The sequence below is a fragment of the Citrobacter sp. Cf125 genome (assembly GCF_030333935.1).
GTDB classification, from domain to species: domain Bacteria; phylum Pseudomonadota; class Gammaproteobacteria; order Enterobacterales; family Enterobacteriaceae; genus Citrobacter; species Citrobacter freundii.
The window spans coordinates 79,283-100,627 of the sequence record NZ_JAOWEY010000016.1 but is presented as its reverse complement, the minus strand read 5'-3'; the positions used below and the strand labels follow the sequence as shown (position 1 = coordinate 100,627).

General features: G+C 54.1%; 13 protein-coding genes. 10 read left to right on the top strand and 3 right to left on the bottom strand.

The genetic code is table 11. The annotated features are described in order from the left end of the window. Positions 1 to 161: 161 nt before the first annotated feature. Complete coding sequence (gene yhgN, locus OGV89_RS01625) at positions 162 to 755, bottom strand: NAAT family transporter YhgN (RefSeq protein ID WP_003023480.1); 594 nt, start codon at positions 753 to 755, stop codon at positions 162 to 164. A 191-nt stretch (positions 756 to 946) separates the two neighbouring features. On the opposite strand from yhgN, the gene asd reads away from it, so the two are divergent. From asd to glgP, 6 genes are all read left to right on the top strand, one after another. After that, positions 947 to 2,053 (top strand): aspartate-semialdehyde dehydrogenase, encoded by a 1,107-nt coding sequence (gene asd / locus OGV89_RS01620; protein ID WP_003837862.1) that lies wholly within the window; start codon positions 947 to 949, stop codon positions 2,051 to 2,053. A 273-nt stretch (positions 2,054 to 2,326) separates the two neighbouring features. Beyond that, on the top strand, positions 2,327 to 4,513 hold the full coding sequence (gene glgB, locus OGV89_RS01615) for a 1,4-alpha-glucan branching enzyme (protein ID WP_016151109.1): 2,187 nt from the start codon (positions 2,327 to 2,329) through the stop codon (positions 4,511 to 4,513). Continuing rightward, positions 4,510 to 6,486: a glycogen debranching protein GlgX gene (gene glgX, locus OGV89_RS01610; RefSeq protein WP_046671275.1), complete on the top strand. Its 1,977-nt coding sequence runs from the start codon at positions 4,510 to 4,512 to the stop codon at positions 6,484 to 6,486. The genes glgB and glgX overlap by 4 nt, the downstream gene beginning before the upstream one ends. Before the next feature lie 14 nt (positions 6,487 to 6,500). Beyond that, positions 6,501 to 7,796 (top strand): glucose-1-phosphate adenylyltransferase, encoded by a 1,296-nt coding sequence (gene glgC, locus OGV89_RS01605; RefSeq protein ID WP_003023489.1) that lies wholly within the window; start codon positions 6,501 to 6,503, stop codon positions 7,794 to 7,796. After that, on the top strand, positions 7,796 to 9,229 hold the full coding sequence (gene glgA, locus OGV89_RS01600; protein ID WP_003023490.1) for a glycogen synthase GlgA: 1,434 nt from the start codon (positions 7,796 to 7,798) through the stop codon (positions 9,227 to 9,229). The genes glgC and glgA overlap by 1 nt, the downstream gene beginning before the upstream one ends. A 19-nt stretch (positions 9,230 to 9,248) precedes the next feature. Beyond that, complete coding sequence (gene glgP / locus OGV89_RS01595; protein WP_003023492.1) at positions 9,249 to 11,696, top strand: glycogen phosphorylase; 2,448 nt, start codon at positions 9,249 to 9,251, stop codon at positions 11,694 to 11,696. Positions 11,697 to 11,786: 90 nt separating this feature from the next. Here glgP and glpD read toward each other — a convergent pair whose 3' ends face one another. Next, positions 11,787 to 13,295: a glycerol-3-phosphate dehydrogenase gene (gene glpD, locus OGV89_RS01590; RefSeq protein ID WP_286558052.1), complete on the bottom strand. Its 1,509-nt coding sequence runs from the start codon at positions 13,293 to 13,295 to the stop codon at positions 11,787 to 11,789. A gap of 198 nt (positions 13,296 to 13,493) precedes the next feature. Here glpD and glpE point away from each other — a divergent pair, with 198 nt between their 5' ends. The 3 genes from glpE to OGV89_RS01575 all read left to right on the top strand — a co-directional run bounded on the left by glpE (position 13,494) and on the right by OGV89_RS01575 (position 15,580). Further along, positions 13,494 to 13,820: a thiosulfate sulfurtransferase GlpE gene (gene glpE / locus OGV89_RS01585; protein WP_049003361.1), complete on the top strand. Its 327-nt coding sequence runs from the start codon at positions 13,494 to 13,496 to the stop codon at positions 13,818 to 13,820. A 75-nt stretch (positions 13,821 to 13,895) separates the two neighbouring features. Beyond that, positions 13,896 to 14,726, top strand: coding sequence for a rhomboid family intramembrane serine protease GlpG (gene glpG / locus OGV89_RS01580; protein WP_003023496.1), 831 nt, complete (start codon positions 13,896 to 13,898; stop codon positions 14,724 to 14,726). 95 nt (positions 14,727 to 14,821) lie between these two features. Continuing rightward, positions 14,822 to 15,580 carry a DeoR/GlpR family transcriptional regulator gene (locus OGV89_RS01575; protein WP_003023499.1) on the top strand — a complete coding sequence of 253 codons (759 nt, stop codon included), beginning with the start codon at positions 14,822 to 14,824 and terminating at the stop codon, positions 15,578 to 15,580. 41 nt (positions 15,581 to 15,621) lie between these two features. Here OGV89_RS01575 and malT read toward each other — a convergent pair whose 3' ends face one another. Further along, positions 15,622 to 18,327 carry an HTH-type transcriptional regulator MalT gene (malT, locus tag OGV89_RS01570; protein ID WP_003848003.1) on the bottom strand — a complete coding sequence of 902 codons (2,706 nt, stop codon included), beginning with the start codon at positions 18,325 to 18,327 and terminating at the stop codon, positions 15,622 to 15,624. A gap of 618 nt (positions 18,328 to 18,945) precedes the next feature. On the opposite strand from malT, the gene malP reads away from it, so the two are divergent. After that, entirely contained in the window at positions 18,946 to 21,339 is a 2,394-nt protein-coding gene (malP, locus tag OGV89_RS01565; RefSeq protein WP_003837878.1) for a maltodextrin phosphorylase, read from the top strand. Positions 21,340 to 21,345: the final 6 nt, after the last annotated feature.

Below are 21,345 nucleotides of genomic sequence, written 5' to 3'. Positions count from 1 at the left end.
TTGCGCAGCAACAATTTTCCTGCCGGAGAGCCGGGATTGTTAAGGGGGCTGCGTAGCCCCCTTAACACGTTCACCGATGAAGAAACTCCAGAGAAGCAACGAACATAACGTGAACGGAACCGTTCTCCGGGTAACATGTCATCCGGTTCAAAAAGGAGAAATTACCCCTTCATCCACATCCGTACGCCGTCGAGGAACATCTGGGTGGCCATCATCACCAGAATCAGCCCCATCAGGCGCTCCAGCGCGTTCACCCCTTTCTCCCCCAGCAGACGCAAAAACAGCGACGACTGCAACAGAATCACAAACGTACCGCCCCAGGCGATCAGCAGGGCGATTACCAGATGCCCCATCTGATTAGGATACTGATGCGACAACAGCATTAGTGAAGCCAGGATTGTCGGACCGGCTACCAGCGGGATCGCCAGCGGCACGATAAACGGCTCTTCACCCGCCGGAAGCCCGGTGCTATTCCCGGTGGCGCTGGGGAAAATCATCTTAATGGCGATCAGGAACAAAATGATGCCCCCGGAGATAGAAACGGTTTCCGCGCGCAGGTTAAGAAATGCCAGAATTTTCTCGCCCGCAAACAGGAATATCAGCATCACCAACAGCGCAATGAACAGCTCGCGAATCATAATCGCGCGGCGGCGTTTTGGTTCGGTATGTTTCAATACGGACATGAAAATGGGCAGATTTCCGAGTGGATCCATAATCAGGATCAATAAAACTGCCGCTGAAATGATTTCATTCATAACTCAAATTCCCTGATAATTACCACGGACTTTCTGCTTGCTTGCGCAGCGGGATAAGTCGCATTACTGATGGCTTCGCTATCATTGATTAATTTCACTTGCGACTTTGGCTGCATTTTGTATGGTGAAGGATATGCCACCAGGACACTGGCATACATACACAGCACACATCTCTGCAGGAAAAAAACGCTATGAAAAATGTTGGTTTTATCGGCTGGCGCGGTATGGTCGGCTCTGTTCTCATGCAACGCATGGTTGAGGAGCGTGACTTCGACGCCATTCGCCCTGTTTTCTTTTCTACTTCCCAGCTCGGGCAGGCGGCACCGACATTCGGTGGAACCGCGACCGGCACGCTTCAGGACGCTTTTGATCTGGATGCGCTGAAGGCGCTCGATATCATCGTGACCTGTCAGGGCGGCGATTATACCAACGAAATCTATCCAAAGCTTCGTGAAAGCGGTTGGCAGGGTTACTGGATTGACGCGGCCTCTTCGCTGCGTATGAAAGACGACGCCATCATTATTCTCGATCCGGTTAACCAGGATGTCATCACCGATGGCCTGAATAAAGGTATTAAGACCTTTGTCGGCGGTAACTGTACCGTTAGCCTGATGCTGATGTCCCTCGGTGGCCTGTTTGCCAACGACCTGGTCGACTGGGTCTCCGTGGCGACCTATCAGGCGGCTTCCGGCGGCGGCGCGCGTCATATGCGCGAGCTGTTGTCTCAGATGGGCCATCTGTATGGCCATGTGGCCGAGGAGCTGGCGACCCCATCCTCTGCTATTCTCGACATCGAACGTAAAGTGACGACCCTGTCCCGTAGCGGTGAACTGCCGGTTGATAACTTTGGCGTACCGCTGGCCGGTAGCCTGATTCCGTGGATCGACAAACAGCTCGATAACGGTCAGAGCCGTGAAGAGTGGAAGGGACAGGCGGAAACCAACAAAATTCTCAACACGTCTTCCGTGATCCCGGTTGATGGTCTGTGCGTGCGCGTCGGCGCGCTGCGCTGCCACAGCCAGGCGTTCACCATCAAACTGAAAAAAGATGTGTCTATTCCGACCGTGGAAGAACTGCTGGCGGCGCACAACCCGTGGGCGAAAGTAGTACCAAACGATCGTGAAATCACCATGCGTGAGTTAACCCCGGCGGCCGTTACCGGCACGTTGACCACGCCAGTAGGTCGTCTGCGTAAGCTGAATATGGGACCGGAGTTCCTGTCAGCCTTTACCGTAGGTGACCAGCTGCTTTGGGGTGCTGCGGAGCCATTGCGCCGCATGTTACGTCAACTGGCGTAATGGTTTGTTAATGATCAAAGGGTGCTGAGTCACCCTTTTTTTTGCGTAATACAGGAGTAAGCGCAGATGTTTCATTTTTTACCAGGAGTAAGATAAAGCATTGGCTATTCTTTAAGGGTGACTTAGTACCGGAGGTATTAAGTTGTTGCCTGAAGGTGGGACGACGCAGAGAGGATGCACAATTGTGCTGCGCCGTTCAGGTCAAAAAAAGTGTCGCTACCTGATGTCGAAAATCAGTTGGAAGGGGTGACACCATAAAACAGGATGACAACCATGTCCGTTCGTATCGATAGAGACGTGATTAATGCGCTAATTGCAGGCCATTTTGCGGATCCTTTTTCCGTACTCGGTATGCACCAAACTGACGCTGGACTTGAAGTCCGCGCCCTATTACCTGACGCCACCGAAGTGTGGGTGATCGAACCCAAAACCGGACGCAAAGTCGGCAAGCTGGACTGCCTCGACTCTCGCGGTTTTTTCTGTGCAGTACTTCCCCGCCGTAAAAATTTCTTTCGCTATCAGTTGGCCGTTGTCTGGCATGGACAGCAGAATCTGATTGATGACCCTTATCGTTTTGGCCCGCTGATCCAGGATATGGATGCCTGGCTGTTATCTGAAGGTACGCACCTGCGACCTTACGAAACGCTGGGCGCGCATGCGGATACCATGGATGGCGTAACCGGCACGCGCTTCTCTGTCTGGGCACCTAACGCTCAACGCGTGTCAGTGGTGGGGCAGTTCAACTACTGGGATGGCCGTCGCCACCCGATGCGCCTGCGCAAAGAAAGCGGTATCTGGGAGCTGTTTATCCCCGGTGCGCAGCATGGTCAGCTGTATAAATATGAGATGATCGATGCCAACGGTAAGCTGCGAATCAAAGCGGACCCTTACGCCTTTGAAGCGCAAATGCGCCCGGAAACCGCGTCGCTTATCTGTGGTCTGCCGGAAAAAGTGGTGCAAAGCGAGGAGCGTAAAAAAGCCAACCAGTTTGATGCGCCAATCTCTATCTATGAAGTGCACCTGGGGTCATGGCGTCGTCATACCGATAACAACTTCTGGCTGAGCTACCGCGAGCTGGCGGATCAGCTGGTGCCTTACGCCAAGTGGATGGGCTTTACCCACCTTGAACTGTTGCCGATTAACGAGCATCCGTTCGACGGTAGCTGGGGTTACCAACCTACCGGCATGTATGCGCCGACCCGTCGATTTGGTACGCGCGATGACTTCCGCTATTTTGTGAATGCCGCGCATCAGGCGGGGCTGAACGTCATTCTTGACTGGGTGCCGGGCCATTTCCCGTCGGACGACTTTGGTCTGGCAGAGTTTGATGGCACCAGGCTGTATGAGCACAGCGACCCGCGAGAAGGGTATCACCAGGACTGGAACACGCTGATCTACAACTACGGTCGCCGTGAAGTCAGCAACTATCTGGTGGGCAACGCCCTGTACTGGATTGAGCGCTTTGGTATCGACGCGCTGCGCGTGGATGCCGTGGCATCGATGATTTATCGCGACTACAGCCGTAAAGAAGGGGAATGGATCCCAAATGAATTTGGCGGTCGTGAAAACCTCGAAGCCATTGAGTTTTTACGCAATACCAACCGTATTCTTGGCGAACAGGTGCCTGGTGCGGTGAGCATGGCGGAAGAGTCCACTGATTTTGCTGGCGTTTCAAGACCGCAGGACATGGGCGGTTTAGGGTTCTGGTATAAGTGGAACCTCGGCTGGATGCACGACACGCTGGACTACATGAAGCTGGATCCGGTTTATCGCCAACATCACCACGATAAGCTGACCTTCGGCATGCTGTACAACTACACCGAGAACTTTGTCCTGCCGTTGTCGCACGATGAAGTGGTGCACGGCAAGAAATCGATTCTCGACCGCATGCCGGGCGATGCGTGGCAGAAGTTTGCCAACCTGCGCGCCTACTACGGCTGGATGTGGGCCTTCCCTGGCAAGAAACTGCTGTTTATGGGCAACGAGTTTGCGCAGGGACGTGAATGGAACCATGACGCGAGCCTCGACTGGCACCTGCTGGAAGGCGGTGATAACTGGCATCACGGCGTACAGCGTCTGGTGCGCGATCTGAACCTCACCTATCGTCATCACAAAGCGCTGCACGAGCTCGACTTTGACGCCTATGGCTTTGAGTGGCTGGTGGTGGATGACAAAGAACGTTCGGTGCTGGCTTTCGTGCGTCGTGACAAGGTCGGCAATGAAATCATCGTGGTCAGTAACTTTACGCCTGTGCCCCGCCACGGCTATCGCTTCGGTATCAATCAGCCGGGGAAATGGCGTGAGATCCTCAATACCGATTCGATGCATTACCACGGCAGCAATACTGGCAACGGCGGTGCGGTGCACAGTGATGAAATCGCCAGTCATGGTCGTCAGCATTCACTGAGCCTCACGTTGCCGCCGTTGGCAACGATCTGGCTGGTTCGGGAGGGGGAATGACGCAACTGGCAACCGGCAACGCCACCCCCCATGGTGCAACGTATGACGGCCATGGCGTTAATTTTACTCTCTTCTCAGCCCACGCTGAACGCGTTGAATTATGCGTATTTGACGAGCAAGGGTGTGAACTTCGCTATGACCTGCCGGGGCGTAGCGGTGATGTCTGGCACGGCTATTTGGCCAACGCCCGGCCCGGTCTGCGCTATGGCTATCGCGTTCATGGCCCATGGCAACCGCAGCAGGGCCACCGGTTTAACCCAGCCAAGCTGCTGCTCGACCCTTGCGCGCGTCGGGTCGAGGGCGAGTTAAAAGATAACCCGCTGCTGCACGGCGGGCTAAATGAACCGGATCACCGTGATAACGCCGCCATCGCGCTGAAGGGCGTGGTGGTGTCCGACCATTATGACTGGGAGGATGATGCCCCGCCGCGCACGCCGTGGGGCAATACCGTGATTTACGAAGCGCATGTCAAAGGGTTGACGTATTTGCATCCTGACCTGCCGGAAGAGATTCGCGGGACTTACAAAGCGTTGGGTCATCCGGTGATGATCGACTATTTCAAGCGTCTCGGCATTACCGCGCTGGAGCTGCTGCCGGTGGCGCATTTTGCCAGCGAACCGCGACTTCAGCGGCTGGGCCTGTCGAACTACTGGGGCTACAACCCGGTGGCCATGTTCGCGCTGCATCCGGCCTATGCCTGTTCGCCGGAGAGCGCGCTTGATGAGTTTCGCGACGCGGTAAAAGCGCTGCACAAAGCGGGGATTGAGGTCATTCTCGATATCGTTTTGAACCACAGCGCCGAGCTGGATCTTGAAGGGCCTGTCTTCTCGCTGCGCGGAATTGATAACCGTAGCTATTATTGGATCAGGGACGATGGTGATTACTACAACTGGACCGGTTGTGGGAACACCCTCAATTTGAGCCATCCCGGCGTTGTGGAATACGCATGTGAATGCCTGCGCTATTGGGTTGAAACCTGCCATGTAGATGGTTTTCGTTTTGATTTGGCTTCCGTCATGGGGCGTACACCTGCGTTTCGTCAGGATGCGCCGCTGTTTACCGCGATCCAAACCTGTCCGCTGCTCTCACGCGTGAAGCTGATTGCGGAACCGTGGGATATTGGTGAAGGCGGGTATCAGGTGGGGAATTTCCCCCCTCCGTTTGCCGAGTGGAATGACCATTTCCGCGATGCGACGCGACGCTTTTGGCTCCAGCGTAATCTCTCGTTGGGCGAGTTTGCCGGGCGTTTTGCCGCATCCAGCGATGTGTTTAAACGCCAGGGCCGCAAACCCAGCGCCACGGTCAATCTGGTGACCGCGCACGACGGTTTTACGCTACGCGACTGTGTGTGCTTCACAAATAAGCACAATGAAGCGAATGGTGAGGAAAATCGCGACGGCACTAGCAATAACTACAGCGACAATCATGGTAAAGAAGGATTAGGCGGCACGCTGGACCTGATTGAGCGGCGGCGCGACAGCATTCATGCGCTGTTAACTACGCTGTTGCTCTCCCAGGGGACGCCGATGTTGCTGGCGGGCGATGAGCATGGTCATAGCCAGCACGGCAACAATAACGCTTATTGTCAGGATAACGCCTTAACGTGGCTGGACTGGCAACAGGCAAACAGTGGGCTAACCACATTTACCGCCGCGCTGATTCATCTGCGCCGGCAAATACCTGCATTAACAGGGGATTGCTGGTGGGAAGAGGGCGATGGCAATGTTCGTTGGCTGAATAAGTACGCACAACCCTTAAGTGCGGATGAGTGGCAAAACGGCCCGAGGCAGATGCAAATCCAGCTTTCAGACCGTTTTCTGATTGCAATAAACGCCACGCTTGAGGTGACAGATATCGTTTTACCTGAAGGGGAATGGCATGCCATTCCCCCATTTGCCGGAGAGGATAATCCGGTGCTTACGGCTGTCTGGCAGGGACCTGCGCACGGACTGTGTGTGTTCCAGAGAAGATAAAAAAGGAGTTAGTCATGGTGAGTTTAGAGAAGAACGATCGTGTAATGTTGGCGCGCCAGCTGCCATTAAAATCTGTTGCCCTGATCCTGGCCGGTGGCCGCGGTACCCGCTTAAAAGATTTGACCAACAAACGTGCCAAACCTGCTGTGCACTTTGGCGGTAAGTTCCGCATTATCGATTTTGCCTTATCCAACTGTATTAACTCCGGGATCCGCCGTATTGGCGTGATCACCCAGTACCAGTCCCATACGCTGGTGCAGCATATTCAGCGCGGCTGGTCGTTCTTTAGCGAAGAGATGAACGAGTTTGTCGATTTGCTGCCTGCCCAGCAGAGAATGCAGGGTGAAAACTGGTATCGCGGTACGGCGGATGCGGTGACCCAAAACCTGGACATCATTCGACGCTATAAAGCGGAATACGTGGTGATCCTCGCGGGCGATCATATTTATAAGCAGGACTACTCACGCATGCTGATCGACCACGTCGAGAAGGGCGCGCGTTGCACCGTGGCCTGTATGCCAGTGCCTATTGAAGAGGCCAGCGCGTTTGGCGTGATGGACGTGGACGACACCGATAAAATTATCGAGTTCGTTGAAAAACCCGCCAATCCGCCAGCCATGCCAGGCGACCCGACCAAATCTCTTGCCAGTATGGGGATCTACATTTTCAACGCCGATTATCTGTATGAACTGCTAGCGGAAGATGATCTCGATGAAAAATCCAGTCACGATTTTGGCAAAGACATTATCCCGAAAATCACCGAAGCTGGCATGGCGTATGCACATCCATTCCCGTTGTCCTGCGTGCAGTCTGACCCGGAATCCGAACCGTACTGGCGCGATGTGGGGACGCTGGAAGCCTACTGGAAGGCGAACCTTGATCTGGCTTCGGTGACGCCTGAACTGGATATGTACGACCAGGACTGGCCAATCCGAACGCACATGGAATCGCTGCCACCGGCGAAATTTGTGCAGGACCGTTCCGGTAGCCACGGAATGACGCTGAACTCGCTGGTTTCTGGCGGATGCATAATTTCAGGTTCGGTGGTGGTGCAGTCCGTTCTGTTCCCGCGAGTGCGGGTGAATTCATTCTGTAACATTGATTCGGCAGTGTTGTTACCTGAAGTGTGGGTGGGACGTTCGTGCCGCTTACGTCGTTGCATTATCGACCGCGCCTGCGTTATTCCTGAAGGCATGGTGATAGGTGAAAACGCGGAAGAAGATGCGCGTCGTTTCTACCGTTCAGAGGAAGGCATTGTGCTGGTCACGCGTGAAATGCTGCGCAAACTGCAGATCAAACAGGAGCGATAATGCAGGTTTTACACGTTTGTTCAGAGATGTTCCCCCTGTTAAAAACCGGGGGACTGGCGGATGTTATTGGGGCGTTACCTGCCGCGCAAATTGCGGACGGCGTGGATGCCCGCGTGTTGCTCCCGGCGTTTCCAGATATTCGTCGCGGCATTCCCGATGCACAGGTCGTGACGCGTCGCGATACCTTCGCTGGACGTATCACGCTGCTTTTCGGGCATTTCAACGGCGTGGGTATTTACCTGATTGACGCGCCGCATCTTTACGACCGTCCCGGTAGCCCGTATCACGACACCAACCTGTTCGCTTATACCGATAACGTCCTGCGTTTTGCGTTGCTTGGCTGGGCCGGATGTGAAATGGCCTGCGGCCTTGACCCATTCTGGCGCCCGGATGTGGTGCATGCGCACGACTGGCATGCCGGTCTGGCCCCGGCGTATCTGGCGGCGCGCGGTCATCCGGCGAAATCGGTGTTCACCGTACACAACCTGGCTTATCAAGGCATGTTTTATGCAAAGCATATGGATGACATCCAATTGCCATGGTCGTTCTTTAATGTGCACGGGCTGGAGTTTAACGGCCAGATTTCGTTCCTGAAGGCCGGGTTGTACTACGCAGACCACATTACGGCAGTGAGTCCAACTTACGCGCGGGAGATTACCGAGCCGCAGTTTGCCTATGGTATGGAAGGTCTGTTGCAGCAGCGTCATCGGGAAGGACGGCTTTCCGGCGTGCTGAACGGCGTGGATGAAAAAATCTGGAGCCCGGAAACCGACCTGCTGCTAGCGTCGCGCTATACGCGTGACACGCTGGAAGAGAAGGCGGAGAACAAACGTCAGCTGCAGATCGCGATGGGACTTAAGGTTAACGACAAAGTGCCGCTGTTTGCTGTCGTGAGCCGTCTGACCAGTCAGAAAGGGTTGGATCTGGTGCTGGAGGCTCTGCCGGGTCTGTTAGAGCAGGGGGGGCAACTGGCGTTACTTGGCGCGGGCGATCCGGTGTTGCAGGAAGGTTTCCTCGCCGCGGCGGCGGAACATCCGGGGCAAGTGGGCGTGCAGATTGGCTATCACGAAGCCTTCTCGCACCGCATCATGGGTGGAGCCGATGTGATATTGGTTCCCAGCCGTTTTGAGCCATGTGGCTTAACGCAGTTGTATGGACTGAAGTACGGCACGCTGCCGCTGGTGCGGCGCACCGGTGGGCTGGCTGATACGGTCTCTGACAGTTCGCTGGAAAACCTGGCGGACGGTATCGCCAGTGGGTTTGTATTTGAAGATAGTAATGCCTGGTCGCTACTACGTGCGATCCGGCGTGCTTTCGTATTGTGGTCCCGGCCTTCGCTGTGGCGGTTTGTACAACGTCAGGCCATGACCATGGATTTTAGCTGGCAAGTCGCGGCGAAGTCATACCGTGAGCTTTACTATCGCTTGAAATAGATATCCAGGAATCACCTATATGAATGCTCCATTTACTTATGCATCGCCCACACTCAGCGTAGAGGCACTTAAGCATTCTATCGCCTACAAGCTGATGTTCACGATTGGTAAGGACCCGGTCATTGCCAATAAACATGAGTGGCTGAACGCCACGTTGTTCGCGGTGCGCGATCGTCTCGTGGAGCGCTGGCTGCGTTCTAACCGTGCGCAATTATCCCAGGAAACTCGACAGGTTTATTACCTGTCTATGGAGTTTTTGATTGGCCGCACGCTTTCCAATGCACTGTTATCGTTGGGTATTTATGACGATGTCAAAAATGCGTTGGAAGGTATGGGGTTGGATCTTGAAGATCTGATCGATGAAGAAAACGACCCAGGCCTAGGCAACGGTGGCCTCGGGCGCCTGGCGGCCTGCTTCCTGGACTCGCTGGCAACGCTGGGACTGCCGGGACGCGGCTATGGTATTCGTTATGACTACGGCATGTTCAAGCAAAACATTGTTGATGGCCGACAGAAAGAGTCGCCGGACTACTGGCTGGAATACGGTAACCCATGGGAGTTCAAACGCCACAATACGCGCTACAAAGTGCGCTTTGGCGGGCGTATACAGCAGGAAGGCAAGAAAACGCGCTGGATAGAAACCGAAGAGATCCTCGCGGTTGCCTACGACCAGATTATCCCCGGTTACGACACCGATGCCACCAACACGCTGCGCCTGTGGAATGCCCAGGCCAGTAGCGAGATCAACCTCGGTAAATTTAACCAGGGCGACTACTTTGCGGCGGTGGAAGATAAAAACCACTCCGAGAACGTCTCCCGCGTGCTCTATCCGGATGACTCCACCTATTCAGGACGCGAGCTGCGCTTGCGCCAGGAGTATTTCCTGGTTTCCTCCACGGTGCAGGACATTCTGAATCGGCATTATCAACTGCACAAAACCTACGATAATCTGGCGGATAAAATCGCCATTCACCTCAACGACACCCATCCGGTGCTGTCGATCCCTGAGCTGATGCGTCTATTGATTGATGAGCACAAGTTCAGTTGGGATGATGCGTTTGAAGTGTGCTGTCAGGTTTTCTCGTATACCAACCACACTTTGATGAGCGAAGCGCTGGAGACCTGGCCGGTGGATATGCTGGGCAAAATTTTGCCGCGCCATCTGCAAATCATTTTTGAGATTAACGACTACTTCCTGAAAACGCTGCAGGAGCAGTATCCGAACGATACCGGTCTGCTTGGGCGGACGTCGATTATCGATGAATCTAACGGCCGCCGGGTGCGTATGGCATGGCTGGCGGTCGTGGTGAGCCACAAGGTTAATGGTGTGTCTGAACTGCACTCCAACCTGATGGTGCAGTCGTTATTTGCTGACTTTGCGAAGATCTTCCCGACCCGCTTCTGCAACGTTACCAACGGCGTGACGCCGCGTCGCTGGCTGGCGCTGGCTAACCCGCCGCTCTCCGAGGTACTGGATGAGAATATTGGCCGCACCTGGCGTACCGATCTCAGCCAGTTGAGCGAGCTTGAACAGCACTGCGATTTCCCGTTGGTGAACCAGGCGGTACGCCGAGCGAAGCTGGAGAACAAAAAACGTCTGGCCACGCTCATTGCCCAGCAGCTTAACGTGGTAGTGAATCCGAAATCGCTGTTTGACGTACAGATCAAGCGTATTCACGAATACAAACGTCAGCTGATGAACGTGCTGCATGTGATCACCCGCTACAACCGCATTAAGGCCGATCCTGACGCCGAGTGGGTGCCGCGTGTGAATATCTTCGCCGGTAAAGCGGCTTCGGCCTATTACATGGCGAAGCACATCATTCATCTGATCAACGACGTCGCAAAAGTGATCAATAACGATCCGCAAATTGGCGACAAACTGAAAGTGGTGTTTATCCCCAATTACAGCGTCAGCCTGGCGCAGGTAATAATTCCTGCTGCCGACCTGTCTGAGCAGATTTCACTGGCCGGGACCGAAGCCTCCGGGACCAGTAACATGAAATTTGCGCTGAATGGCGCGTTGACCATCGGTACGCTGGATGGTGCCAACGTCGAGATGCTGGAACATGTGGGCGCAGAAAATATCTTTATCTTTGGTAATACGGCGGAAGAGGTTGAGGCTTTGCGTAGTCAGGGCTATAAGCCGCGTGAATATTACGAGAAAGACGAGGAACTGCACCAGGTGCTGACGCAGATCGGCAGCGGCGTATTCAGCCCAGAGGAGCCGGGACGCTATCGCGACCTGGTGGACTCATTGATCAACTTTGGCGACCACTATCAGGTGCTGGCGGATTATCGTAGTTACGTTGATTGTCAGGATAAGGTTGATGAACTGTATCGTCATCCGGAAGAGTGGACTACTAAGTCGATGATTAATATCGCCAACATGGGCTACTTCTCGTCGGACAGGACGATCAAAGAGTACGCCGAAAACATCTGGCATATTGATTCGGTGCGGTTGTAAAACACGAGGCCGGGGGCGCTGCGCTTGCCCGGCCTACGTTTATGCACCTTTGTAGGCCGGATAAGGCGTCGCCGCCATCCGGCATTTTTATCAGGACGCCAGCGACAGCTGGTGCTTCTCAATGTATTCAGCCAGCCACTGGGTCATGCGCGACTGCTGCTCAGCGTTCAGCCACATACCTTCTTTCGTGCGACGCCACAACGCATCTTCCGCACGACGAACCCATTCGTGATCGACCAGATATTTCAGCTCGGCCTCATAAAACTCATGGCCAAAGTCTTCACCTAACTCGGCAAGCGAGGTGGCTTCGCCGATGACCCATTCGGTGTTGCTGCCGTAGGTGCGAGAATAATGGCGCGCCAGCGACTCGGTCAGGAACGGGTAGCGACGGCGCAGTTTGGCCGCGTAGTCTTCGCGATCGCCGCCAATGTCACCGCCTGGCAGAATGCACTCTTTGGTCCACGCCGGGCCGATGCCCTGATAGTACGATGTCAGTTTTTCCATCGCGTGTTCAGCCAGCTTACGATAGGTCGTCAGCTTACCGCCAAAGACCGACAGCAGCGGTGCTTTGCCGTTTTCGTCGTGGATATCCAGCGTGTAATCACGGGTGATTGCCTGCGGTGAGTCAGACTCGTCATCGCATAGCGGACGCACGCCCGAGTAAGTCCAGACGATATCATCACGGCCCAGCTGCTTCTTAAAGTGCGCGTTGTAAACCTTCAGCAGGTAATTGATCTCGCTTTCATCAATTTTCACCGCTTTCGGATCGCCTTTGTATTCAACGTCTGTCGTCCCGATGATCGAGAATTCGTCCATCCATGGGATAACAAACACAATGCGTTTATCTTCGTTTTGCAGAATATAAGCCTGCTTCTGGGTATGGACGCGCGGCACCACGATGTGGCTGCCTTTAATCAGGCGAATACCGTACGGCGATGGCAGGTGCATACCGTCGTCAAAGAACTCTTTCACCCACGGACCGGTGGCGTTGACTAGGCCACGCGCCTGCCAGGTGTGTTTTTTGCCGGTATCGATATCTTCAGCTTCAACAATCCACAAACCGTTTTCACGGCGAGCAGAGGTGGCGCGAGTGCGGGTTAATACTTCTCCGCCTTTGCGTACGACCATTTGGGCGTTTGCCAAAACCAGTCGTGCATCGTCTACCCAGCAGTCAGAATATTCGAAACCGCGCACAATCTCAGGTTTCATTACAGAATCTGCGCCAAAACGCAAACCGGTAGAACCTGGCAAACTGGTGCGTTTGCCCAGATGATCGTACATAAACAAACCAATCCGGATCATCCACGCCGGACGCAGGTGCGGGCGGTGGGGCAGACGGAAGCGCATCGGGAAGGCGATGTGTGGTGCCATTTTCAACAGCACTTCACGTTCGGCCAGCGCTTCGCTCACCAGACGAAATTCGTAGTGTTCCAGGTAGCGCAGGCCACCGTGGATGAGTTTGGAGCTAGCGGAAGAGGTGGCGCAGGCTAAATCCTGCGCTTCCAGCATCAGCACGGATAAACCGCGTCCAGCGGCATCTGCCGCGATACCGGCACCGTTGATGCCTCCACCTATCACAATCAGATCTTTGGTTTCCATGCTGGCCTCTCGCACTTTCGTTATAGCTCATTAATGTTCGTTATCGAGCATAATAGCAAAGAATCGCGCCATTGGTAACATCGGATAAACAATTTACAGTGATACATATAACATTATGGCGTTTAACTGCCGTCGGGACGTACACTAAGCAGTAACATGTCCGAAAAGCGTCACCTGCCATATAAAGAAGAGAGAGCAATGGATCAGTTTGAATGTATTAATGTCGAAGAAGCGCATCAGAAGCTGCATCAGGGGGCGGCGGTGTTAGTGGATATTCGTGACCCGCAAAGCTATGCAATGGGCCATGCCCCACAGGCATTTCATTTGACGAACGACACGCTGGGATCATTTATGCGTGAGTATGATTTCGACACCGCCGTGTTGGTGATGTGTTATCACGGCAACAGCAGTAAAGGCGCGGCGCAATATCTTCTGCAGCAGGGCTATGACGCGGTTTACAGCGTTGACGGCGGCTTCGATGCCTGGCATCGACATTTTCCGGCAGAAGTGGCATACGGTTCGTAAGCTAACAAAGATGCAGCCTGAAACGGGCAGGATAGATATACTGTCCTCTTTTGTGTGGAATAAGCGACAGCAACCATGTTGATGATTACCTCTTTTGCTAACCCCCGCGTGGCGCAGGCGTTTGTTGATTATATGGCGACACAGGGCGTTATCCTGACGATTCAACAACATCAGCAAACGGATGTCTGGCTGGCGGATGAGTCCCAGGCTCAGCGCGTGCACGCTGAACTGGTGCGGTTTCTGGAGAATCCGGGCGATCCGCGCTACCTCGCAGCAAGCTGGCAGTCGGGTCAGACCGACAGCGGTCTGCGCTACCAACGTTATCCGTTCCTGGCCACATTGCGCGAACGCGCAGGTCCGGTAACCTGGTTGGTGATGGCCGCGTGTGTGCTGGTGTTTATCGCGATGAACGTGCTGGGCGACCAGGCTGTGATGCTCTGGCTGGCATGGCCGTTTGACCCTTCGCTGAAATTTGAATTCTGGCGTTATTTCACCCACGCTTTTATGCACTTCTCGCTGATGCATATTCTGTTCAACCTGCTGTGGTGGTGGTATCTCGGCGGTGCGGTTGAAAAGCGTCTGGGCAGTGGAAAACTGATTGTTATTACCGTGATCAGCGCCCTGTTGAGCGGCTATGTTCAGCAGAAATTTAGCGGCCCGTGGTTTGGTGGATTGTCTGGCGTGGTGTATGCGCTGATGGGCTACGTGTGGTTGCGCGGCGAGCGCGATCCGCAGAGCGGTATTTTCCTGCAGCGTGGTTTGATTATCTTTGCCTTGATCTGGATTGTTGCCGGCTGGTTTGATCTATTCGGCATGTCGATGGCGAATGGCGCTCATATCGCCGGGTTGGCCGTGGGTTTGGCAATGGCGTTTGCCGATACTATAAATGTACGAAAACGAACTTGATTCAAGTTTTGTGGTGCCGGAAGGCGGTGTGCGTTTGGACCAATTTGTAGGCCGGATAAGCGTCAGCGCATCCGGCAAAATTTCAGGGAACAATAATGAAGCAAACACAACGACATGACGCGATCATCGAGCTGGTAAAAAAACAGGGATACGTCAGTACTGAAGAGCTGGTGGAGCATTTCTCCGTCAGCCCGCAGACGATTCGCCGCGATCTTAACGATCTGGCCGATCAGAACATGATTTTGCGCCATCACGGCGGCGCGGCGTTGCCATCCAGCTCGGTTAACACCCCGTGGCATGACCGTAAAGCAACGCAGACGGCGGAAAAAGAGCGCATTGCTCGCAAAGTTGCCACGCAGATCCCGAACGGTTCTACGCTGTTTATTGATATCGGAACCACGCCGGAAGCGGTGGCTCACGCGCTGCTCAATCACAGCAATTTACGCATTGTGACCAACAACCTCAATGTGGCGAATACGCTGATGGCGAAAGAGGATTTCCGCATAATCCTCGCCGGTGGCGAACTGCGTAGCCGCGACGGCGGTATTATGGGCGAAGCGACCCTCGACTTTATTTCTCAGTTCCGTCTGGACTTCGGCATCTTAGGCATCAGCGGTATCGACAGCGATGGTTCGCTGCTGGAATTTGATTATCACGAAGTTCGCACCAAACGCGCGATCATTGAGAATTCACGTCATGTGATGCTAGTGGTGGACCACTCGAAGTTTGGGCGTAACGCGATGGTGAATATGGGCAGCATCAGCATGGTGGATGCGGTGTATACCGACACGCTGCCGCCTGCTGGTGTGATGCAGGTGATTGCTGACCATCATATTCAGTTAGAGCTGTGCTAAGGTAATTCCAGGCCTGATAAGCGTCGCGTATCAGGCATTAACTAAACGCCGTATCCCATCATTTTCAGCAGCTTCTGCGCATGTTGCACCGCATCCTGGCGGTGTGCGACGCCGAGCTTTTGGTACAAATTGCGGATGTGCGTCTTGATGGTCGTTGCCGCGACGGCCAGCTCTGCGGCGATCTGCTCGTTGCTGTAGCCCGAATAAATTAGTCCCAGAACCTGCCATTCGCGCTGGGTCAGCGGGCTGGTGCGGATAAGCTCCGGTACTTCCGGGTGAGTCAGCAGACGCTCAACGAACCCTTCATCGAAGTGAGCGAATTTATGGCGATGATGCTGGTTAATTTCACGCAAAATGCGCTGGGCGCGGTGCTGATCGAGTTCCGGTAAGGTATTGAGCTGAATCAGCTGACGCAGTTGTTGCGCCATGGCCTCGCCTTCGATAACAAAGTGGCTGATAAACCCGGTGCGGTTCGCCAGCTGTAGGGCCTCGAGTAACACACGCTGGGCGTCATTTTTGCGCCCTGCCTGCCAGTAGAGCTGATTAAGCAGCAGCAGGTTACGGTTCAGATCGCTCATCAGGCGCAGATTGCGCGCATTTTCATTCAACTCTTCCAGCACAATTTCAGCCGGTTCAAACTCACCCAACAGGATTTGCGCGCGAGCGATGTTGCGCCACTGGCTTTGCAGGAAGTGGTTATTGGCGAATTCTGGTTTCGGCGTGTGGCGCAGCCAGTTGGCGGCAGAGTTTTTGTCGCTCACCATTTGCCAGTAAATCACCCGCACCTTATCGGCGTTTGAGATCCAGTCGCTGTGATAGTGACCGTTGCCCAGCAGGTTTTCCAGACGGTTGAGCAGGCTGCGAGCGTTATCAAGATCGCCCCGCGCAAGTGAACACTGAACCAGCAGCGCCAGACACTGTAGCTGCTGCTGCGGCTGGAAAGTGGAAAGCAGTTCAATACCGCTACGGGCAGAGGCTTCTGATTCATCCAGACGCGCCCATGCCCACAGTAGCTGCGCACGAATGCGCACCAGGAACTCGTGCATTGGCAGCTGTTCCAGGTGCTGCTCTTTGATCAACTGGAACGCTTTTTCCTGAGTCTCCCAGGCGGCCTGTAAAAAGCCTTGGGCAAACAAAATTTCGCTTTGCTGGATAAGGCTCCACAGTGCGTAATGCCAGACGTCATGATGACGTGCCATTTGCTCGGTTTGCTGCATTAACGCCAGAGAGCGTGTGAGATCGCCCTTACAGTGCAGGACTTCGCCGTGCACCGAGGTGGCGACGATACGACTATAGAACCAGGCGATGGGTAATTCATCCAGCGCCAGTTTTGCCAGGCGTTCGGCTTCGTCAGGGTTGCCATCGTTAATCGCTACCTGCGCCCGTAAAGCGTTGAATTCGGCGTGCAGCGTTGGCTCCATGTCGCCTTTTATTTCCTGCTCTGCGCGCGCCAGCAGGGTGTTAACCTCTCCGTAGCGGTGCTGGCTCTGCATCAGCCAGGCCTGTAGCAGAACCAGACGCGGATTTTCCAGCAGGCTTTCCCACGGCAGGGCTTTCAGCGACTCTTCCAGTAACGTCAGCTCGCTGTGGTTAAACAGTCCCCACGCATGATTAAGCAGGATATCGCGCAGCATATGGGCGTCACCGGCCGCCAGCGCGTGGTGGATAGCTTCGCTGGGGAAGCCTTGCGCCATCCAGCTTTCGGCGGCGGCGCGGTGTATTTCGGGCAGTTCGTTCGCCAACTCCCATTGGCAGCGCTGGCGTAAAAAGCTGCCAAACAGCGGGTGATAGCTGAACCACTCGCCAACGTCATCCATCCGCTGCAGGAATAACCCCTGGCGCTCAATTTCTTCCAGCCGCATCTGGCCATTTTCTTCCCCGGTAACCCGGACGATCAGCGCATCGTTCATGGAACGCAGAATGGCGCTTTTCAGCAGGAAGTGACGGGTGCCGAGGTCGACGCTGTCCAGCACTTCATCAACCAGATAATCGGACAAATGGCTGGCGTTGATCCCGGCGAGGCGTCGTGCCGACTGGTGAGCAGAGTTATTGTTCTGGCGGGCGGAAAGGGCGATCAGCTGTAACGCTGTGGCCCAGCCAGCAACGTCATCGCACATCCGGCTGCTTTCTGCCGCTTCAATGGGAGAGGACAAACGTCGGTCGAAAAATTGTTTGGCTTCCTGATGGTTAAAGGCCAGCTGTTGGCTGCCTATCTCCAGCAGTTGATCGCGCACCCGCAGGTTGGCAATACCTAACTGCGGCAGGTTGCGCGACAGTACGACCAGCGTGAGGTTTTCAGGTTGGTGGCGCAGGAAGAAACGCATCGCTTCGTGAATAGCCGGATTGGAGATCAGATGATAATCATCCACCACCAGGTAGAGCGGACGGTGCCACTCGGCCAGTTCGATAAATAGCTGGGCAAACAGTGACGTCAGACTGGCGTACTGGCGCTTTTGCACCATCGCTTCGCTGGTGGTGCAATGTCCACCCGTTGCCTGTTGGATGGCGGCGATCAGATAGCTGGCAAAGCGCTCTTGTTGATTATCGCCTTCATCCAGAGAGTACCAGCCTAAGTCGTTCTTCCCCGCCGCCCATTGTGAAACCAGCGTTGTTTTTCCATAACCAGCAGGACTTGTTATCAGGGCAAGCCTGAAATTGTTCACGCCGGAAAGTTTAGCCAACAGGCGCTCACGAACCACCGTATGGTCGAGTCGAACCGGACGACTTAATTTAGACGGAATCAACATAAGTTAGTCACTTCACTGTGTGAAAATAGGGAAGAATGATTTTTTTTGCGCTTCGTAATTAATAGATATAAGGTCGGCCAGATTGGTGTTTTATGCAAGCTAAGCGGACTTTTTGTGTGTCTGATTTTGCACTATGTCACAAATCTATACATCTATTGCAATAATTGTTTTAAAGAGTCGCAACAGGCGTGGCGACTGGATCCGTTGTAATTTTTAATGTGTCGAAAAATCCCTCTGTTTTTATATAGTTACTCAGGCGACTAATCAAAATCGACGAATTTTGTGGCCGACTTAAAATTTTTATGTGAATTATCTTACCCGGCATAGATATTTCAGGTTAGAAACTATTTCTCTATTTACATTTTGTTTCTCATCGTCACTCCATTATTTGAGATTGTGGATTAATCCTTTGTTATTAATGCGTCATCCAAAGGGCGTTATGCACGGTTTGCGCGAATTTACGGGTGATTACGCCCCCTTTAAGTGGCGGAGATCACACTTTTATGCTCATCCCCGCTCCTCCTCCCTCCCTAATCCGTGCCAGGATGAGGAATGTCAACAACGAGCCAGGCAAACTAGCGATAACGTTGTTTTATTACCTAAGGATCTGGAACCCCTATGTCACAGCCTACTTTCAACAAAGATCAATTTCAGGCTGCCCTGACGCGTCAGTGGCAGCGCTTCGGTTTACTGTCGGCTCAAGAAATGACGTCGCGCCAGTGGTGGCAGGCAGTGAGTGGGGCGTTGGCTGAGTTACTCAGCGCCCAGCCTGCGGCGAAACCGGCAAAAAATCAGCGTCACGTTAACTACATCTCGATGGAGTTTTTGATTGGCCGTCTGACCGGCAACAACTTACTCAACCTCGGCTGGTATCAGGAGGTGAGCGATGAGCTGAAAGCACATGATGTCAACCTGACCGACCTGCTGGAAGAAGAGACCGATCCGGCGTTGGGTAACGGTGGATTGGGGCGCCTGGCAGCCTGCTTCCTCGATTCGATGGCGACTGTCGGCCAGTCGGCGACAGGGTATGGCCTCAACTACCAGTACGGCCTGTTCCGTCAGTCGTTTGCCGATGGGCAACAGATGGAAGCCCCGGATGACTGGCATCGTGGCAGCTACCCGTGGTTCCGTCACAATGAGGCGCTGGATGTGCAGGTTGGGATTGGCGGCAAGGTCAGCAAAGAAGGCCACTGGGAGCCAGGTTTTACCATCACCGGTCAGGCCTGGGATCTGCCAGTTCTCGGCTACCGTAACGGCGTAGCGCAACCGCTGCGTCTGTGGCAGGCCAGCCACGCGCATCCGTTTAACCTGACCAAATTTAACGACGGTGATTTCCTGCGCGCAGAGCAGCAGGGCATCGACGCCGAAAAACTGACGAAAGTGCTGTACCCGAACGATAACCACACCGCGGGTAAAAAGCTGCGCCTGATGCAGCAGTACTTCCAGTGTGCCTGTTCTGTAGCTGACATTCTGCGCCGCCATCATCTGGCAGGGCGTAAACTTCATGAGCTGGCGGATTTTGAAGTTATTCAGCTCAACGATACTCACCCGACCATTGCCATTCCTGAGCTGCTGCGCGTGCTGATTGATGAGCACCAGATGAGCTGGGACGATGCGTGGGCCATTACCAGCAAAACCTTTGCTTACACCAACCACACCCTTATGCCAGAGGCGTTGGAGTGCTGGGACGAGAAGCTGGTGAAAGCGCTACTGCCGCGCCATATGCAAATCATCAAAGAGATTAACGAGCGCTTTAAGGCGTTGGTCGATAAAACCTGGCCGGGTGATGCTGAAGTCTGGGCGAAGCTGGCGGTGGTGCACAACAAACAGGTGCGCATGGCTAACATGTGCGTGGTCAGCGGCTTTGCGGTTAACGGTGTGGCGGCGCTGCACTCCGATCTGGTGGTGAAAGATCTGTTCCCTGAATATCACCAGCTCTGGCCGAACAAATTCCATAACGTCACCAATGGGATTACCCCACGTCGCTGGATTAAGCAGTGCAACCCGGCGCTTGCCGCACTGCTGGATAAAACGCTGAAAAAAGAGTGGGCCAACGATCTCGACCAGTTGATTAACCTGGAAAAATACGCCGACGACGCGAAGTTCCGTCAGCAGTATCGCGACATCAAGCTGGCGAACAAAGAGCGCCTGGTGAAGTTTATTAAAGCGCGTACCGGTATTGAAATAACGACTAACGCTATCTTTGATATTCAGATTAAACGTCTGCATGAGTACAAGCGTCAGCACCTCAACCTGCTGCATATTCTGGCGTTGTACAAAGAAATCCGTGAGAACCCGCAGGCAGATCGCGTGCCGCGCGTATTCCTGTTTGGCGCAAAAGCTGCTCCAGGTTACTACCTGGCGAAAAATATCATCTTCGCCATTAACCAGGTTGCACAAACTATCAATAACGACCCGCAAGTGGGCGACAAGCTGAAGGTCGTCTTCCTGCCGGATTATTGTGTCTCGGCGGCGGAAATGCTGATCCCGGCGGCGGATATCTCTGAGCAGATTTCAACCGCAGGGAAAGAGGCTTCCGGCACCGGTAACATGAAGCTGGCGCTGAACGGTGCGTTAACCGTTGGTACGCTGGATGGCGCAAACGTCGAAATCGCCGAGAAGGTGGGTGACGAGAATATCTTTATCTTTGGTCATACCGTGGAAGAGGTGAAGGTGCTCAAAGCCAAAGGCTACGACCCGGTGAAATGGCGTAAAAAAGACAAAGTGCTGGATGCTGTCCTGAAAGAGCTGGAAAGCGGGAAATACAGCGACGGCGACAAGCATGCCTTTGACCAGATGCTGCACAGTATCGGCAAGCAGGGCGGCGACCCGTATCTGGTGATGGCGGACTTCGCGGCCTACGTTGAAGCTCAGAAGCAGGTTGACGTGTTGTATCGTGACCAGGAAGCCTGGACCCGGGCGGCGATTCTGAATACCGCACGTTGCGGCATGTTCAGCTCGGATCGCTCCATCCGCGATTATCAGGCTCGTATCTGGCAGGCGAAACGTTAAGGAATC

Excerpts from the sequence above, each read along its gene's own strand:
- yhgN (WP_003023480.1), bottom strand. The coding sequence starts at position 755 with ATGAATGAAATCATTTCAGCGGCAGTTTTATTGATCCTGATTATGGAT.
- asd (WP_003837862.1), top strand. The coding sequence starts at position 947 with ATGAAAAATGTTGGTTTTATCGGCTGGCGCGGTATGGTCGGCTCTGTT.
- glgB (WP_016151109.1), top strand. The coding sequence starts at position 2,327 with ATGTCCGTTCGTATCGATAGAGACGTGATTAATGCGCTAATTGCAGGC.
- glgX (WP_046671275.1), top strand. The coding sequence starts at position 4,510 with ATGACGCAACTGGCAACCGGCAACGCCACCCCCCATGGTGCAACGTAT.
- glgC (WP_003023489.1), top strand. The coding sequence starts at position 6,501 with ATGGTGAGTTTAGAGAAGAACGATCGTGTAATGTTGGCGCGCCAGCTG.
- glgA (WP_003023490.1), top strand. The coding sequence starts at position 7,796 with ATGCAGGTTTTACACGTTTGTTCAGAGATGTTCCCCCTGTTAAAAACC.
- glgP (WP_003023492.1), top strand. The coding sequence starts at position 9,249 with ATGAATGCTCCATTTACTTATGCATCGCCCACACTCAGCGTAGAGGCA.
- glpD (WP_286558052.1), bottom strand. The coding sequence starts at position 13,295 with ATGGAAACCAAAGATCTGATTGTGATAGGTGGAGGCATCAACGGTGCC.
- glpE (WP_049003361.1), top strand. The coding sequence starts at position 13,494 with ATGGATCAGTTTGAATGTATTAATGTCGAAGAAGCGCATCAGAAGCTG.
- glpG (WP_003023496.1), top strand. The coding sequence starts at position 13,896 with ATGTTGATGATTACCTCTTTTGCTAACCCCCGCGTGGCGCAGGCGTTT.
- OGV89_RS01575 (WP_003023499.1), top strand. The coding sequence starts at position 14,822 with ATGAAGCAAACACAACGACATGACGCGATCATCGAGCTGGTAAAAAAA.
- malT (WP_003848003.1), bottom strand. The coding sequence starts at position 18,327 with ATGTTGATTCCGTCTAAATTAAGTCGTCCGGTTCGACTCGACCATACG.
- malP (WP_003837878.1), top strand. The coding sequence starts at position 18,946 with ATGTCACAGCCTACTTTCAACAAAGATCAATTTCAGGCTGCCCTGACG.